Annotated in this window: 15 protein-coding genes; 12 read left to right on the top strand and 3 right to left on the bottom strand. The window is 42.4% G+C overall.

Annotated elements, in window-relative coordinates; genetic code table 11:
- The first annotated feature begins 15 nt into the window (after positions 1-15).
- The 7 genes from MHH44_RS17655 (at position 16) to MHH44_RS17625 (ending at position 9,179) form a co-directional block, all read left to right on the top strand.
- On the top strand, positions 16-1,533 hold the full coding sequence (locus tag MHH44_RS17655; RefSeq protein ID WP_340799245.1) for a CoA-acylating methylmalonate-semialdehyde dehydrogenase: 1,518 nt from the start codon (positions 16-18) through the stop codon (positions 1,531-1,533).
- Positions 1,534-2,354: 821 nt separating this feature from the next.
- Entirely contained in the window at positions 2,355-3,752 is a 1,398-nt protein-coding gene (hydA, locus tag MHH44_RS17650; RefSeq protein ID WP_008406382.1) for a dihydropyrimidinase, read from the top strand.
- Positions 3,753-4,016: 264 nt separating this feature from the next.
- The gene (locus tag MHH44_RS17645) at positions 4,017-5,354 is read left to right on the top strand and encodes an NAD(P)-dependent oxidoreductase (RefSeq protein WP_008406380.1); all 1,338 of its coding nucleotides are present in this window, start codon (positions 4,017-4,019) and stop codon (positions 5,352-5,354) included.
- Positions 5,355-5,365: 11 nt separating this feature from the next.
- A complete protein-coding gene (gene preA, locus MHH44_RS17640; protein WP_065216740.1) occupies positions 5,366-6,649 on the top strand; it encodes an NAD-dependent dihydropyrimidine dehydrogenase subunit PreA in 1,284 nt (427 codons plus the stop codon).
- A gap of 125 nt (positions 6,650-6,774) precedes the next feature.
- On the top strand, positions 6,775-8,256 hold the full coding sequence (locus MHH44_RS17635; RefSeq protein ID WP_340799244.1) for an NCS1 family transporter: 1,482 nt from the start codon (positions 6,775-6,777) through the stop codon (positions 8,254-8,256).
- Between the two features lie 20 nt (positions 8,257-8,276).
- Positions 8,277-8,489, top strand: coding sequence for a hypothetical protein (locus MHH44_RS17630; RefSeq protein ID WP_008406375.1), 213 nt, complete (start codon positions 8,277-8,279; stop codon positions 8,487-8,489).
- A gap of 234 nt (positions 8,490-8,723) precedes the next feature.
- Positions 8,724-9,179 carry a nucleotide-binding protein gene (locus MHH44_RS17625; RefSeq protein ID WP_340799243.1) on the top strand — a complete coding sequence of 152 codons (456 nt, stop codon included), beginning with the start codon at positions 8,724-8,726 and terminating at the stop codon, positions 9,177-9,179.
- A gap of 289 nt (positions 9,180-9,468) precedes the next feature.
- On the opposite strand, the gene MHH44_RS17620 is transcribed toward MHH44_RS17625, so the two are convergent.
- From MHH44_RS17620 to MHH44_RS17610, 3 genes are all read right to left on the bottom strand, one after another.
- Entirely contained in the window at positions 9,469-10,155 is a 687-nt protein-coding gene (locus MHH44_RS17620) for an HAD family hydrolase (protein ID WP_340799242.1), read from the bottom strand.
- A gap of 187 nt (positions 10,156-10,342) precedes the next feature.
- Positions 10,343-10,519 carry a hypothetical protein gene (locus MHH44_RS17615; protein ID WP_008406370.1) on the bottom strand — a complete coding sequence of 59 codons (177 nt, stop codon included), beginning with the start codon at positions 10,517-10,519 and terminating at the stop codon, positions 10,343-10,345.
- Between the two features lie 146 nt (positions 10,520-10,665).
- Positions 10,666-11,277 (bottom strand): spore coat protein, encoded by a 612-nt coding sequence (locus tag MHH44_RS17610; protein WP_340799241.1) that lies wholly within the window; start codon positions 11,275-11,277, stop codon positions 10,666-10,668.
- Between the two features lie 97 nt (positions 11,278-11,374).
- Here MHH44_RS17610 and MHH44_RS17605 point away from each other — a divergent pair, with 97 nt between their 5' ends.
- The 5 genes from MHH44_RS17605 to gap all read left to right on the top strand — a co-directional run bounded on the left by MHH44_RS17605 (position 11,375) and on the right by gap (position 15,936).
- Positions 11,375-11,965, top strand: a complete 591-nt coding sequence (locus MHH44_RS17605; RefSeq protein WP_014822790.1) for a LemA family protein — start codon at positions 11,375-11,377, stop codon at positions 11,963-11,965.
- Between the two features lie 69 nt (positions 11,966-12,034).
- A complete protein-coding gene (locus MHH44_RS17600; protein ID WP_238541483.1) occupies positions 12,035-12,796 on the top strand; it encodes a TPM domain-containing protein in 762 nt (253 codons plus the stop codon).
- Between the two features lie 626 nt (positions 12,797-13,422).
- Positions 13,423-13,656, top strand: coding sequence for a glutaredoxin family protein (locus MHH44_RS17595; RefSeq protein ID WP_008406362.1), 234 nt, complete (start codon positions 13,423-13,425; stop codon positions 13,654-13,656).
- 138 nt (positions 13,657-13,794) lie between these two features.
- Complete coding sequence (locus tag MHH44_RS17590; RefSeq protein ID WP_340799240.1) at positions 13,795-14,856, top strand: sugar-binding transcriptional regulator; 1,062 nt, start codon at positions 13,795-13,797, stop codon at positions 14,854-14,856.
- A 66-nt stretch (positions 14,857-14,922) separates the two neighbouring features.
- Positions 14,923-15,936 carry a type I glyceraldehyde-3-phosphate dehydrogenase gene (gene gap / locus MHH44_RS17585; protein WP_008406359.1) on the top strand — a complete coding sequence of 338 codons (1,014 nt, stop codon included), beginning with the start codon at positions 14,923-14,925 and terminating at the stop codon, positions 15,934-15,936.
- Positions 15,937-16,185: the final 249 nt, after the last annotated feature.

Genomic DNA, 16,185 nt, shown 5'->3' with positions numbered 1-16,185 from the left:
AGGGGGATCATCATAATGACAGAAGCAGTTTCGGTAAAAAAGTTAACACATTTTATCAATGGTGAATTGGTCGAAGGGAAGAGCAACAACTATTCGAAAGTTTATAACCCGACGACAGGCGAAGTAATTGCTGAAGTTCCGATTGCGACAGCTGAAGAAACACGTGAAGCCATTGCAGCAGCAAAAGCGGCTTTTCCGGCATGGCGTGATCTGTCTGTTGCGAAGCGTGCGGAAGTGTTGATGCGTTTCCGATTTTTACTGACAGAAAATATGGAGCAGCTGTTGGATATTATTTGTACGGAGAGCGGGAAAACGTTGGAGGACGCGCGCGGTGAAGTGACACGTGCACTGGAATCGGTTGACTTGGCAATCGGTGCGCCTCATCTTGTGAAAGGGGAATATTCGGTAAATGTAGGTGGTCAAATTAATGCCTACTCTGCGAAGTACCCTTTAGGTGTTGTAGCGGCTATCTCGCCATTCAATTTCCCAATTATGGTGCCGTTAGCGCAAACATCGATGGCAGTCGCTGTAGGGAACGCGGTTATTTTAAAAGCATCCGAAAAGGTGCCGATGACTTCGCTGTTTGTCAGTGAGTTATGGAAAAAGGCAGGATTGCCGGACGGGATCTGGACAGTGGTAAACGGCAGTAAAGATGCGGTTAATGAGCTGCTGGAAAATCCGACTGTTCAAGCGATTTCATTTGTCGGTTCGACACCTGTTGCGAAATATATTTACGAAACGGGTTCGAAATACGGTAAGCGCGTTACGGCATTAGGCGGCGGGAAAAATAATATGGTTGTTATGCCGGACGCTGATTTAGAGCAAGTGGCGAACGCGTTTATCGGTGCTGCATATGGCGCGGCTTCCCAACGTTGTATGGCGATTTCTACAATTATGCCGGTTGGCGAAGGAACGGCTGATCGACTTGTGGCGATTTTGAAAGAGAAAATCAGCAACTTAAAAGTGGGCAGCTATAAAGAGGAAGGCACGGATTTTGGTCCGGTCATTTCGAAAGAATCGAAAGAGAATATTTTAAAAGCGATCGATTTAGCGGAACGTCAAGGGGCGACGGTTGTAGTCGACGGCCGTGAACTGGATATCGTGAAAAACGCGGAAGGCTTCTTCGTTGGTCCGACATTACTGGATAATATTACGAAGGAGATGGAGATTTTCGATGAGGAAGTTTTCGGTCCGGCTCGTAATGTTGTGCGCGTGGGTTCACTTTCGGAAGCGATTGATTTCATTAATGGTCAGGATCTGGCGAACGGGGTTACAATCTTCACGAATGATGGTGCGGCAGCGCGCAAGTTTACAACGGAGATTGATGTAGGCATGGTCGGCGTCAATGTGCCGATTCCAATCCCTGTGGGCTATCATAACTTTGCCGGCTTTAAGGGTTCGCGCTTTGGTGAAGGGCATATGTTTGGTCCGGATCAGGCCCGATTCTTTACAAAAACGAAAACGGTATCGGAACGCTGGCCAGACACAACAGAAACGACAGCATCGACATTCGCTTTCCCTAGCAATAACTAAAATACATGCAAATACCAGCCTAATTCCGGAAGTGGGGTTAGGCTTTTTTGTTGGGATGATGGGGTGTGTGGATACTGATTTGGGCTTGGTGAAGGCGGGTTTATAGTTTTATTAGAACAATGAGAGCGGTTATTAGAAGAAGTGGGCCGGTTATTAGAAAAGTTGGGGTGTTTATTAGAAGATTGGGCGGTAATGGTGTCTGCAAGTACTGATTTGGACGGGTGAATATAAGGGTTTATAGTTTTATTAGAACATTGCCAGCGGATATTAGAAGAAACAGAGTGGATATTTGAAGATTGCGTGGAGATATTAGAACTTGGCGGACACATATTAGAACAAGAGAAGGATATATTAGAAAATCCAAACTTTATTAGAACAAATAAAAATATATTAGAACAACTCCATAACATATTAGAAAACTCTTCACCGAAGCTTCCTCCTACTAGATACCCGACAAAAACAATACATTATGTTAGAAAAACTTACATAAATACAGTATATTTCCTTACAACTTTTAACCTTTTGTCTAAAATATTTACGGAAAAAATTACCTTTTGTATATTAATTTTATTCTAAATATTCAGTAAAGTTATGTATATGAAGAATTTACAAGGGTTTTATTAACAGAAAATATTTATTTTAATTTTTTCCGTTAATTAGATATTATGTTACTAATTGTTACATATAATACTATATATTAAATTATATGCTTAAAAACTAGTAAATATTCTCAAAAGTTAATAGTACTAGAATCGAAATTAATCTGCGCTTTGGTTTTTCATTTTTTCAATAGAAATTACTAGAAAACTAGGAGGGTTCATATGAAAAAGATTATTACTGGGGGAACAATTGTTACTGCTGCGGATACGTTTAAAGGGGATGTGCTGATTGAGGACGGGATCATCACTCAAATTGCAGCAAAAATAGAAGATGCGGAAGCAGAAATTATTGATGCAACAGGAAAGCTTTTATTCCCGGGTGGTATTGACCCTCATACCCATCTTGATATGCCGTTCAACAATACGGTAACTGATGATGACTGGCAATCAGGAACGATTGCTGCAGCATACGGAGGAACAACGACGATTATCGATTTCTGTATTAGTGCAGGCTCGCCAACATTGATGGATGCGATTGATACGTGGCATGGCAAGGCACAAGATAAGGCCGTGATCGACTATGGCTTCCACTTAATGATCGGTGATTTGAATGAGCAGCGCCTGCAGGAATTACCAGAAGCATTGGAAAGAGGCGGGATCAGCTCGATCAAAGTGTTTCTTGCTTATGCGAAGGAGTTCCAGGCGACAGATCGTACGTTATTCCAGGCGTTTAAAGTCGGGAAGAAGCTTGGTGCAACGGTGATGGTCCATTGTGAGAACGGATCGGTTATCGATGAGCTTGTAGAAGAAGCGAAAGCGAATGGCCAGACGGAGCCGATTTATCATGCGCTTACTCGTCCACCTGAAGTAGAAGGCGAAGCGACGAAGCGTGCGATTGAGCTGGCAAACTTGGCTGGAGCGCAATTATATGTCGTGCATGTAACGTGTAAAGAAGCGGTCGATGAAATCATTTCGGCACGTAATAAAGGCTACAACGTGTTAGGGGAAACTTGTCCGCCGTATTTAGTGCTTGACCAGACAGCATTGGAAAAGCCGAATTTTGAAGGCGCGAAATATGTATGGTCACCACCGTTACGTCCGGTAGAGCATCAGGAAGTATTGTGGAATGCATTGAAGGCGAAGCAGCTGCAAACGATTGGTTCAGACCAATGTTCATTCAGCTTCAACGGCAAGAAAACATTAGGGAAAGATGACTTCTCGAAAATCCCGAATGGCGGGCCGTTTATCGAAGACCGTTTCTCTGTACTGTATTCGGAAGGTGTAGCGAAAGGCCGCATTACAGAAAATGAGTTTGTTGATATGATTTCGACGCAGTCTGCGAAAATTTTTGGGCTATTCCCTAAAAAAGGAACGATTGCGGTCGGTTCGGATGCGGATATCGTATTATTCGATCCGACAGTAAAACGAACGATTTCTGCAGAAACACATCATATGAATGTGGACTACAATGCATTTGAAGGGCTTGAAGTGACGGGTGAGCCGACAAGTGTGCTCGTGCGCGGTGAATATGTTATTCAAGATAAAAAATTCGTCGGACAGCTTGGAAGCGGCAAGTATATCCGTCGTGAAGTAAAGGGTTCCACTAAAGTAACTTCATAACACAATCAATTCGCTTTTGCATAATTGCGTCCAGATTTTAGGCCCACAGGACGTGGGTCAGTCAGCCTTTGTCGCACAATACGACGTTTTAAGGCTGACATCCATTCCATTAAAAATCTGTGGCATCCGCCGGGGCTTATCTTCATTCAGCAGGTGGTTGGGGCATCGGCTGAATTTAATAAACAAGCGTCAAATCATCTGTAAAGGTTAACGAAGATATAGCTAAAAGTAATAACAAATCAAACTGGAGAGGGTTGTTATGAAATGAGCAATAGTTTAGCGAAAAACTTTGAAGAAATATTTGGTGGCTTAACAACATACGCGGCAACTGTTGAAGCGAATCGTTGTTTGTATTGCTACGATCCACCTTGTGTGAAGGCATGTCCAACAAGCATTAATATTCCAAGCTTTATTAAGAAGATTGCTTCCAATAATATGAAAGGTTCAGCGCGTGTCATTATGGAGTCAAATCCCGTAGGCGCAAGCTGTGCACGTGTTTGTCCAACGATCGAGCTTTGTGAGGGGGCTTGTGTGTTGAACAGTGAGGAAAAACCGATTCAAATTGGTCATCTACAGCGCTATGCAACGGATTGGCTGCGCGAGTCGAATGTCAATCTGTTTACACCACAACCGGCAAACGGCAAGAAAGTCGCGATTATCGGAAGCGGGCCGGCAGGGTTATCTGCCGCACGTGAACTGGCATTGCTTGGGTACGGTGTGACGATTTACGAAGCAGATGAAAAAGCGGGCGGCCTGAATTATTACGGTATCGTTTCATTCCGCTTACCGCAGGATGTTGTGGAATGGGAAGTGCAGCAAGTACAAAACCTCGGCGTTGAAATTAAAACGAGCACAAAAATCGGCGAAGATGTACTGGTAGATGAACTGCTTGCAAATTATGACCGCATCATTGTAGCGGTTGGTATGGGCAAAGTACCGATGCTTGGCGTTGAAGGCGAAAACTTGGACGGTGTATATGATGCGATTGATTTTGTGAAGGAATCAAAATCTTCATTCACTGATCGGGTGCTGGGCAAAAAAGTGCTAGTTATCGGTGCCGGTAATACGGCGATTGATGCAGCGACATGTTCTGTAAGATTGGGTGCTGAGCAAGTGCAAATCGTTTACCGTCGTACATCAAACGAAATGACGGCGTACGATTTTGAGTTTGATTTTGCGAAACAGGACGGTGTTGAATTCAGATGGCTGACATTACCGAAGCGCATTATTGGCGATGATAATGGGAAAGTGATCGGAATGGAATGCATCAAAATGAAACTGACGGACATCGAAAATGGAAAAGGGACATTAATGGAGATTCCTGGTTCTGAATTTGTCATTGAGGCGGATGCGGTGATTCGAGCGATTGGTCAAACGAAACAGTATGAGCTGATTGAGCATTTAGGGTTGGCAAATACACGCGGTGTGATTGATGTAGATCATAATAGCCTGAAGACATCGAATCCGAAAATTTATGCTTGCGGTGATGCGATTTACGGCAACGGATACGGTGAGGCGACAGTTGTATCAGCTGCGCAGCAAGGCAAAGATTCGGCTTACGCGATTCATTATGAACTAAACGCAAATTCAGAAATTGCATAGGGGGAATTGAAATGGCAGATTTACGAATAGATTTTGCTGGTATTAAGTCACCGAATCCTTTTTGGTTGGCATCGGCACCACCGACAAACTCCGGCTATCAAGTGCAGCGTGCATTTGAAGCGGGGTGGGGCGGCGCTGTGTGGAAAACGTTGGGGGATCCTATTTTAAACGTTTCGTCACGTTTTGCTGCTGTCAGTTTTAATGGGCAAAAGGTGGCGGGTTTCAACAATATTGAGCTCATCACAGACCGACCGCTCGAAGTGAACTTACAGGAAATTTATGAAACGAAAAAGCGGTTCCCGAATCATACGATCATCGCATCGTTAATGGTGGAGCCGAAAGCAGAAAAATGGCATGAAATTGTAAAAAGAGTACAGGATGTTGGGGTAGATGGCTTCGAATTAAACTTCGGCTGCCCACATGGTATGGCGGAACGTGGCATGGGAGCCGCTTCGGGTCAAGTGCCTGAACTGGTGGAAAAGCAGACTTATTGGGCGAAAGAATATGCTGAAGTACCGGTCATCGTCAAACTGACACCTAATATTACGGATATTACTGTAACGGCTGAAGCGGCAGTGCGCGGCGGTGCTGATGCGATTAGTATGATCAACACGATCAATAGTTTGGCTGGTGTTGATCTGAACTCTTGGAACACGATTCCGCATGTTGGCAATAAAGGGGCGCACGGCGGTTATTGCGGACCGGCCGTTAAGCCAATTGCTCTGAACATGGTTGGTGAATGTGCAAGAAGTCCGTATATCAATTTACCGATTTCCGGAATCGGCGGTATTTCGAACTGGCAGGACGCTGCTGAGTTCATCTTAATGGGGTCGACGAGTGTGCAAGTTTGTACAGCGGCAATGCATCATGGCTTTGGCATTGTTGAAGATATGATTGATGGTTTAAACAACTATTTAGACGATAAAGGCTTAGCATCGGTCATGGATCTTGTTGGGAAAACAGTACCGAAATATTCGGATTGGGGAGATTTGGACTTAAATTATAAAGTTGTTGCAGAGATCAATAATGATGTTTGCATTAACTGTAATAAATGCCATATTGCCTGTGAAGATACGTCCCATCAATGTATCGATCTGTATACAGAAGATGGCCGTCCAATGCTGAAAGTGCGTGAGGAAGACTGCGTTGGCTGTAATTTATGTTCGATTGTTTGTCCGGCTGAAGGTGCGATTACGATGAAGGAACTTATTCCGACACAGCCGCCGATGACGTGGAATGAAAGACAGACATTAATTGCAGGTTTTGCTCCAAGCAGTTCAAGTATTGCGAGGTAGGGTTTTGGCGGATATCACTGATTCTTAAAGGAATGGATGTCAGCCTAGCAGTGTCGCATCGTGCGACTACGGCTGACTGACCCATTTCCTGTAGGACCAAAAATTGAATAAAGAGAGGTGTAGCGATGTCAGACAGAAAAAGCACAAGTAGTAACTATTTAAAATCACCAGACTTACTTCCTGTCACATATGAGAATCGCAGTATTAGTATGATGGGCTTCGGCGTCATCTGGGTAGGGATGGCCATCGTACTCGCCGCATTTGCGATTGGTGCAGGAGGAATTGTAAATTTAAGTATGCCGATGCTCATCCTGGCGACACTGGTTGGCTCGATTTTAATCGGGATTTTCATGGTCGTCATCGGGGATATCGGTGTTGAACACGGATTATCGTTTCCTGTTTATATGCGTGCCCCATTCGGAACGATCGGTACGCACTTTCCGTCATTTGCCCGTGCGTTTACAGCGTCGTGCTGGTTCGGGATTAACACGTATTTCGGGGCTTTGGCGATTAACGGCATTCTGAATGTTATGTTCGGCTTTAACAACTGGTTTATTTGCTTCCTTGTATTTGCGACATTGCAATTGTTCAATGTGTCTCTAGGGATTAAATCGATTGAACGTTTCGCAGATTTCGCTGCACCGATTATTATCTTTATTTCAATTTGGATGTATTTGCAATTATCTGCTGAAGCGAAAGAGCAAGGAAAAGCGGTATGGTCTTGGGTGGAAGCACCACAAACAGGTTTTGAACAGTTTACGGCATTCATGGTAGTCGCTACGGCAATCATGGGCTTCTGGGCAACGCTTGCTGCGGATATGCCAACGCTTTCCCGTCACTTCAAAGCACCGAAAAATGAGCGTAACTGGTTCAAACGAAATAAAACACAGTTACTTGGTTCCCTTGTCGTTCAGCCAATTTTCAATACACTGATGATCGTCATTGGTGCGGTATGTTATATGGCGACTGGCTCAGGTGATCCAATCAACGCACTACAGCAAGCGGCTGGCGGTATTGTCCTAGTGATGCTGTTATCGATGATCGTACTGGCACAGTGGTCGACAAATACGTCCGCGAACGTTATTCCGGCTGCAACGATTTTCTCGAATATCGGCGGACCGAAAGTACCGTTCTGGATTGGTGTAGTCATTGCCGGTATTGTTGGAACGATTGTACAGCCGTGGAGTTTGTTCGATATTTTAAATAGCGTTCTGCTCGTTGTCGGCGGAATCCTTTCTTCCATTGTCGGTATTTTATTTGCTGACTATTACTTGCTCCGTAAGCGACGAGTAAATGTAAAGGACCTTTATGAGGTGGAAGGGCAATATCGCTATTTAAAAGGTATCAATGTAGCGGGTATTATTGCTTGGGTGCTTGGCGGTCTGATCGCGAATATTTGGCCTTCATTTTCTTCGCTTGTCGGTTTCTTTGTAGGGGCGGCAATCTATTATGTGCTGGCGAAATACTGGTGGTTCAAAAAGTATCCGCAAGCTGAAATCGTGAATCCGAGCGATGATGAATATTTAGGTATTACAGCAGGACGCAGCTGGGAAATTGACGCTGTTCCAGAACCGATTGGTGTTCAACAAACAGCTTCCACAGATTAAATTGTAAACGAGGTGCAATCATGTCAGAATTTCAGTTTGTAGAAAAAGAAATTCAGCAAATTGATGAACTGCTTGCTGAAAATTATATGATTAAAACGATCGATGAAAATCTGGAAGGGGCTTTCGTTACGTTTATCCATCCGGTAAGCCTTGAAGAGCGTTTACTGCATATTAAAATGGCAGATACGCGGAAATATTTCTCCAGTAAATTATTGGAACAAATAAGCAGTTGAAAATTTGAATCGTGCGGGCGCATTTCTTTACGGGATGCGCCTTTTATTATTTTACGGGGAACGGGTAGTTAGCTTGAGTTCCTTCTACTCCGTGGGGGATGAAAAATCCACACTGACTGAAATTTCATTTTATAACAAAGGCATATTTCGACATGGAAATACATATTGTGAAGAAGAACAAGTGGATGCACCAGTTGAATCCAGAAAAATTTCTGATTGAAGTGGAGGGTTTTTATGGGTGAAGGGAAAGGCACATTTCAGAAATGGAGGAAGAAAGTCAACAAGAAGGTGACAACGCTTAGCAGTAAAACGTCTTTTGCGGTCGACCGGTCCAAACTGCGAAAACAAATCAATGGAATTGAAGAAGAAATCAAAATACTGAAACAGCAAATCGGGGAAATCGTCAATTTGAACCGCAACAGCCTGTTTTCGGTCAGCATGGTGAATTATCAGCTCGCACAAATTGAGGCGAAAGAAAACGCGATTGCGCAGCTGGAAAAAGATATTGAAGAATTAAATGAACTTAGTAAATTAGCGGGTGTCGAAGAGGAGGAAATAGTGCCCGACTATAGAGTAAAGCAAACGATTGATGATATTACGGCGTCATATATATATAATTGCGCCAACTGCAATGAATGCTACGATGAACCGAAAAAGTTTTGCGAGGAGTGTGGTTATAACATGGATTAAATCGGGCTGAAGGGGGTTGACCTTTAGCTCAAAGGGGCAGGGGGTGTGCTGGCGAACAGTGATTTCTGCTTCACTATATTTCACCTAAAAAGGAGCGATCAGCAGACAAGATACAGGGCTTTATACGGAGAGTTCCACCAGATCTTTCAGTGAAAATACCGTGTTATCAGGGTTTGTGGGGATTGTATAAAAAGGTGTATAAAGGATGTTCTATAGGATGGCGCACAAACACTGATATAACAGCGTTTGTGCTTTTTTTAGTATGATTGCAAGCTACTGTTAAGGGATTTTATTTTGTATGACTATGTATGCTAAAATCTAATTTCTTCAATATCAAAGGAAGTTCTAAATAATCATCAATTATTTCATCTGCTTCTACACTAGTCCATTGATTATCTTTTTTCCAAATTCCCTTCATTCCTACGTTTTGGGCAGCTTTCACATCATTTTCAGGATGGTCACCAATAAATACACTTTCTGAAGGGTCCACGTTTAATTTTTTTAATGCATTCATAAAGATTTGGGGATTAGGCTTCTTAATACCTTCCCACTCGGATACTAATATTACGTCAAAATATTTCTCGATGTCCAAAGCTTTAATGTTAGCCATCTGGAACTGACCGTATCCATTTGTAATCATGCCTAAAGCGATTTTATTTTCTTTTAGCTCCTCCAACATTTCATGAATATGAGGAAATGCTACACAATGATGTTTGAATTCTTCAATATAATCTTCGAAAAGTTCTTTCCAAGTTATTGAAGATATCTTAAATTCATCAATCAGTTGTTGGTATACTTTATCCTTCCAAACATATCCGTGATTGTCTAATTCAATAAACCTTGAAATATATTGCTCTTTTGGGATATGAGAAAGTAACTCATACAATCTTTGATATTGCTCGTTTATAAAAAGCTCAACCGATTGATCACGATTCAATAACGTTCCATCTAAATCAAATAATGCAGCTTTAAACATTTTACAGTTCCCCCCTTAGGTAAATTTTACGCGCAAAACAATTTATGTAAATAATATCACGATTGAATGAAAGTATCTTCGTATGTTGCGGAATTCAATAAAGGGAGAGAAAAGAGTAAAAAAGCCGGCCATAAAGAACCGTAAAGATTCTTTAAGCCAGCTTTTTTCTAAGCAGGATATCCTGCTCTTACTTACGATGTTCTACAAGGTCAATTGCTCCTAATACAATATGGGCAAGACCGAAACCGAAAATGGTATTGGCAAGCATCTTGTTCGTACCGATTTTTTGTTTCATTGCATACCCCGTTGCAGTGACAGCTGATCCAAGTACAGTCGGAATTAAACCTTCACGAATGTTTTTCATAAAAGCCCCTCCTTCATCGTAGTGGGTGAAACGAGCACCGTTCTTATTGTTTGTATATCCACCTGAAATATTTGTTGTAAATATTGGATGAATTATTTAAAAATTGAAACTATACAATGATTCGTTCGTATAGTTTATTGGGCATACTAGTTAGGCATATTTTTCGCTTGATCTGCTTTGCCATACATATTGAGCATTGCGCTCATGTCCTGTGGAGATAGTTGTGGCACTTGATAATAGCCTTTTTTGTTTTGGTACAATGAAATTTCATAGGCCATTTCAATGCAGTTTGGTACTGAATCTTGTAGCACGCGACGTACTACCGGGTTTGTGCTTTCTAAAGCAGCACCTGTTTTTCCTGTAGCCCCAGCTTTATGGCAGCCGAGCAAGAAACCTGAAATAATGCCATCATTAATTTCACTTGCCGAAGTGATCGGCTTTTTCGGCTCACCTGGTTTTAAGCCGTAAATAGTATCATTGCCCATATTCATATTGTAGGTGCGTGTAGGATGTTTTGGATCATGACCTGTTTTAAAGGCTTCCACAGTAATATTATACTCATCAAGCATAAACGCATACTGGCGATCCATAATAGAAAGAAGCTCGCTATCTTGAACTTGGTCGCGAAGTAAAACATATTGGTTTAATCCGCCGATCATAGCGCTTAGTACTTCATGAACATCCAGAAGTTCATGGGCACCATGATTTGTTGAAAGGGGCATTTGATTGTCTTGAGATTGAGATGATTGGGTATACATTAATAAAAACCTCCATAGTAAGAAATTTCGTACGCTCTTATTGTGGAAACGAACCGTAATTTTATACGCTAATTTTAAAAAAGAGAGGATGGGGCAAATGTTTAAAAAAAATGAACGAGGCAGTGCGGTATTGGTCGCCCTTATTGCAATTGTTGCATTGATCGTCATTGCGGCAATGCTTGTCGTGCCAAAATACAACAAACTGGTAACAGGTGAAGAAACAGTGGACGCAGCATGGGCGCAAGTCGAAAACCAGCTGCAGCGTCGATTTGATTTAGTGCCGAACTTAGTAAATACAGTTAAAGGCTATGCCGAACATGAGGAAGAAATTTTCACACAGATTGCAGATGCCCGAACACAATACGGGAATGCCAATACAGTAGAAGAAACGGCGGATGCTAATAATGAGCTATCTTCTGCATTGTCCCGTTTACTCGTTGTAGTTGAAAACTATCCGAATTTAAAAGCGGATGTACAATTTACGAGGTTAATGGATGAATTGGCAGGGACGGAAAATCGTCTAACGGTAGCGCGTAAAGATTATAATGACACGGTTCAGCAGTTTAATAATGATGTTCGCCGCTTCCCAGGAAACTTAATCGCGGGTATGTTCAGCTTTGAACAAAAAGACTACTTCGAAATTAAAGAAGGTGTGGAAGAAGCACCGGCTGTCGATTTTGGCGATTAATGATGGGAGTCATGAGGAGCTTTTCGGCATGACCGAAGCTTCTGAAAAGGGGGACTGTATGTGAGACTAATGGTATCGCTTTTAATATGGGTAATGCTCGTACCACTTCAGGCGATGGCAGCCATACCGGAAAAACCAGCCTACAATTCTTACGTTTATGATTACGCTAACGTTTTGTCCGATGATGTGGAACAAAACTTGATTCAGTCGGCAAAAGCGCTTGAAGGTTCAACGGGAAATGTCATTGTTATGATGACGATTGATACGATCGATGGAATGGATGCGTTTGAGTTTGGTACGGAGACGATGCGCAGCTGGGGAATCGGTGATGAAGCGCTTGATAACGGCATGCTTATTTTTGCGACAACCGAGCAAGGACCGGGGCAAAATGATGTGTGGATTACGGTCGGCGGCGGTCTGGAAGGAGAATATCCGGACGGAAAGCTCGGCAGTATGATCGATACGTATATGATGCCATATCTAGCTGATGGTGATTATACGAATGCGTTTGCCAGTATCTTCTCCGCTTTTTATGATGAAATGGGTGGTGAAGCAGGCGGCGCGGATCTAGTACAGCCTGTTGCATCAAATGAGGATGATGGGATTTCAATCGGTTTCATTATAATGATCATTATTATTTACTTCATCATTACGAAGTTTGGTGGTGGCGGTGGCCCAGGTGGACGCCGACGCACAGCACGCCGGGTATACCGTAGTGGCGGTTTCGGTGGTTTTGGAGGCGGCTTCGGCGGTGGCGGCGGTTCATCGGGCGGCTTTGGCGGCTTCGGTGGAGGCGGCTCGTTCGGCGGAGGCGCGGGCAGGAAGTTCTAGGTTTAAGGCAAGGCATCAGGCATCTCACTCTTTGCGGGTGGGATGCTTTTTTGTGCGGGTGGCGGCGGTTTTCTAATAAGTTAGCGTGATGTTCTAATAAAGCTGGGGAAGTTCTAATAAAAGTAGGCGATGAAAAAGAGGTACACATTTTCTAATTAAGTAAGCGAGAACTTCTAATAAGTTGGTGGGATGTTCTAATAAACCAGTAAAAGTTCTAATAAAACGGGGAACTTCTAATATAAGTGACCGATGTTCAAATAAGTGGTCTGGATCTTCTAATAAGCATTCGAGAACTTCTAATAAATTGTCAAATGTTCTAATATAGCCGGGGAAGTTCTAATAAAAGCGGCCGGTGAGAAAGAGGTCCCGCATTTTCTAATTAAGTAAGCGAGAACTTCAAATAAGTTGGCGCGATGTTCTAATAAACCAGTAAAAGTTCTAATAAAACGGGGAACTTCTAATATAAGTGGCCGATGTTCAAATAAGTGCCCCGCATTATCTAATAAGCATTCGAGAACTTCTAATATGCCACCCGGATGTTCCAATAAATCAAAAAATCTTCTAATAAAATCCCCGCTATCCCCACCATCATCAGCTATAATGATAAAAAAAGGGAGGAACTGCCAATGATCATCAAATTTTATTCAAAACCGGATTGCGGACTTTGCATTGAAGGACTCCATACGTTAAAAATTGTGCAGGAAGACATCGACTTTACGATTGAGCATTACAATATAGAAGAAGATGATGAAGCGCATGAAAAGTATATGCTCATGATTCCTGTCGTTGAGCATAACGGGGATGTTGTGCAATACGGACAGCTCGATTATGCGACATTGTACGAGGCGCTGGTGGACTAGCCATCGGTGCCTGTTCGCTATTTTTTGCGAATAATTCCGTCATAAAAGTTGCAAATCACTCCGAGACGATCTATAATGAAGTCAGAAATTCTTTTTTTTACCCCATGTGGGACATAAAATATTTATGTGGGACATATATTGTCCAACAAGATAAATCAGGTAGGTGGTTTTTTGACGGATATTTCATTTTTTGCAGCTGAGCGTAAACTAATGCCTGAAATTGATGCTCTTTTTCAAAAGAGGTTTCGAGTTTTACAAGCAATTGCGACATTTAGCCCGATTGGCAGACGTGCTTTAGGAGAACAGCTTCAGATGACAGAGCGTGATATCCGTAATGAAACAACGGTCCTGAGCGAACAGCAATTGATCTTGATTCAAAAAAAAGGCATGATTTGCACGCCAAAAGGGTATGAAGTAATAGAGCAGCTTTACGAACTGTATCGTGAGCTTTCCGGTATTGTAGCGATGGAACAGCAGCTTACAAACATCTTTGGCATTGCACGTGTCATCATTGTGCCAGGTGATGCCGAACAGGATGAAACGGTAAAGCAGCAGCTCGGTAAAGTTGCGGCACAAGTACTACAGCAGATTGCACCTGAAAAAGCGAAAATTGCGGTGACAGGCGGCAGCAGTGTTGCTTCGATGAAGGAATATTTATCGGATGTCCCGGTGCTGAGCGACGCAAACTTTATTGCGGCACGCGGTGGTATGGGCGATGAGATGACATTCCAGGCGAATACAATTGTTTCGAAGTTTTCAAAAAGATGCGGGGCAACATACCGCACATTGTTTTTGCCGGAGCATTTAAGTGAGCACGCATATGAAGCGATGAAGGATGAACCGATTATCCGGGAGATGATTAAACTTTATGAACAGGTGGATATCGTGATTCACGGAATCGGTGCAGCACAGGAAATGGCACTTCGTCGTAAAAGCTCACAGCAGGAGCAGCAAATACTTGAAGAAAAAGGCGCGGTTGCCGAAGCATTTGGCTACTATTTCAATGCAGATGGCGACATTGTCCATCATCTGAGGACAATTGGAATTCAGCGTCATCAAGTTAACAAAGCGCAGCATGTTCTTGCCATTGCGGCAGGCAGAAATAAGGCTGCAGCGATTCAGGCGTATTTTAAAAACGCTGCACCGCAAACGATTTTGATTACAGATGAGCAAACTGCAAGGACAATCCTTAAAAATTAAATATGTTTTTAAAAGTATGATTTTACCCATACTATTTTAATAATAAAGTTATTGGAGGAATTACACATGGCATTACAATTAGCAATCAATGGTTTTGGACGAATCGGACGTTTAGTATTCCGTGAAGCAATGAAGCACGAGGAATTTGAAGTAGTTGCAGTAAATGATTTAACTGATGCGAAACAACTTGCACATTTATTAAAATATGACTCAGTACATGGAGTGTATGATGCAGACGTTCAAGCGGAAGAAGATGCATTTATCGTAAACGGCAAACGCATTCAAGTGCTTTCAGAAAAAGATCCTGCAAATTTACCATGGGGTGAACTTGGTGTAGATGTAGTTTTAGAATGTACAGGTAGATGGCGTTCAATGGAAGAAGTATCAAAACATATCGAAGCCGGCGCGAAAAAAGCAATCCTTTCTGCACCAGCACAAGGCGATATGCCAACATATGTAATGGGTGTTAACCATACGGAATATGACCCAGCACAAAATGTTATTTCAAATGCTTCTTGTACGACAAACTGCTTAGCACCACTTGCAAAAGTGTTGGATGAAAAGTTCGGCATCAAACGTGGTATGATGACAACAATTCACTCTTATACAAATGACCAACGTATCCTTGACTTCCCGCACTCTGACCCACGTCGTGCACGTGCAGGCGCGGTATCAATGATTCCGACAACTACTGGTGCAGCAATTGCGGTATCAAAAGTATTGCCACAATTAAAAGGCAAATTGGATGGTTTCTCAATGCGTGTTCCAACACCAAACGTTTCATGTGTTGACTTAGTTGTTGAATTGGATAAAGACGTAACAACAGATTCAATTAACGCAGCATTAAAAGAAGCATCTGAAGGCGATTTAAAAGGCATTCTTGCATACAACGAATTACCATTAGTATCAATCGACTACAATGGTAACCCGGCTTCATCTACAATTGACGGTTTATCAACAATGGTAATGGAAGGTCGTATGGCAAAAGTTGTTTCTTGGTATGATAACGAAATCGGCTACTCTACTCGTTTAATGGATTTAGCTTTATATATCGCTAAACAAGGAATCGAAAAAGCATAATATTTCGATAAAATGTGACATACTTTTTCGAAATTAAAGAAAAAGTGTGACATATTAAAAGGAAATGGGCATAAAAAGTATAGCCTTTAATACAGGTAAACCTTATAATAAATAAGGGTAAAAGAGCGGCAGGGACTCACCCGGACCGCTCTTTTTTCGGATATAAGGAAAATATACAAAACAGAGGCGATATCAAGACAGCCTTATCGAATTTTGTTACTATCTTAACTAACGAGTATACAATCCACA

The organism is Solibacillus sp. FSL K6-1126, assembly GCF_038003445.1.
In the GTDB taxonomy this organism is placed as follows: domain Bacteria; phylum Bacillota; class Bacilli; order Bacillales_A; family Planococcaceae; genus Solibacillus; species Solibacillus silvestris.
This window is presented reverse-complemented; position numbering and strand designations above follow the sequence as displayed.